Below are 1,348 nucleotides of genomic sequence, written 5' to 3'. Positions count from 1 at the left end.
GCCACTAGCTTCGCTAACCAAGTAGGAAACTTTTCGTATTTAAGAATAAACCACACCTAAGCAAAGGAGGATTAATCAAAATCAGAAGGTCGTTTTGAGGGCGGCTTTAACAGCCTGATTCAACTTACTTAGCACCAATTCAAACACCCAACGAATAAAGGAATAAGTAAATTTGATCGCGATATTTGCACCTTTCCCCGCAAATACCAACATGTGGCCAAGTAAACCTTTTACGCGTTCAGAAAATTCGCTAGAGAGTTCTGAAATTTTGACGATTGAACGAGCAATCGCGTCATATATAGTAGCAATAGCAGAACCTACATTTTGCAGGGCAAAGACTGACGCCGCAGCCCCACCATCAACTAACAACGTAAGGAGCGCTGCCGAGATCTTATCTGCCCAATCAGCAGAAGGTGTGGCTTGAAGTCGATTCTCATAGTTTAAAACTACGCGTTTAAAAGTGGAGCTTGCCTTTTGAAAGCCAAGGCTATCCCAGGTTGCAGTCTGTGTATAAGAACTGTACTCCGCCATAAAATGTGCGCTAGGAAAAAGACCTTGAGCACGATTCAATATGTACTCCGAACCATCATAAGGCACATGATAAAAAGGCCATACTGGCGCTTTTGTTACGGGGTCCGCACCATTGACACAACGGAAGTGAGTCGATATTCGAGATGATGAGTTGATCGAAAAAGATTCAATTCCGACACTTGGTGCGCCAAAAGTATATAAGTTAACTCTGCCTTTAAACTCTGGAGAAGCAGAAATCCAATTCGCAACCAGAGTCGCTAATGCACCACCTAAACTGTGTCCAACACAATGTATAGTACCGTTAGCGGTTACCGGATTATCACGAAGAAAACGAGTTAGACCTTTTCTCATAGAATAGAACGTAGTTTGGAATCCCGAATGGACGGTCTCTCCGGTATCTGTTCCTTTCCCGCTACACGTTAAGTCTGTAATCCCATCAGCTAATCCTGCTGTACCTCTAAAAGCTAAGACAAGGTCATTTTTATAACGCTCACTTTTTCCCTTTCCTAGCAGAGCAAACCCTGTTTCAGGACGAAAGAAAAAACCACCACTTGTACCTACCGCTACTTTCGAAAAACCAAAGTGATTATCAACAACAGCTGGCAGTTTCACACGTTCAAGATTGTGCTTCACTTCGTATGCAATATTACATAGTTCACTCGCCATAAATGGAGAAATAGTGCTCATTAGTTGTTTTTCCTTACTCTTTATTTTTTCAATACGTGGGTATCAGTAGTTTCGTCATATTCGTATGTATTTATTCTCTCGCTATTCCAATCACATACAGAATGAACAGGAGTTCGCCTTGTGCTTTCTG

General features: G+C 42.0%; 1 protein-coding gene. It reads right to left on the bottom strand.

Annotated elements, in window-relative coordinates:
• Nucleotides 1–81 precede the first annotated feature (81 nt).
• Nucleotides 82–1,218, bottom strand: coding sequence for a lipase family protein (locus R7M72_RS24800; RefSeq protein ID WP_318056425.1), 1,137 nt, complete (start codon nt 1,216–1,218; stop codon nt 82–84).
• Between the last annotated feature and the right edge of the window lie 130 nt (nt 1,219–1,348).

Origin of the sequence: Vibrio sp. YT-18, assembly GCF_033337345.1 — a bacterium.
Taxonomy (GTDB): domain Bacteria; phylum Pseudomonadota; class Gammaproteobacteria; order Enterobacterales; family Vibrionaceae; genus Vibrio; species Vibrio alginolyticus.
Note: the sequence above shows the minus strand (reverse complement) of the source record. Positions and strands in the feature narration are given on the sequence as shown.

What these genes read in the sequence shown, in the direction of transcription:
- R7M72_RS24800 (WP_318056425.1), bottom strand. Translation starts at nt 1,218, where the DNA reads ATGAGCACTATTTCTCCATTTATGGCGAGTGAACTATGTAATATTGCA.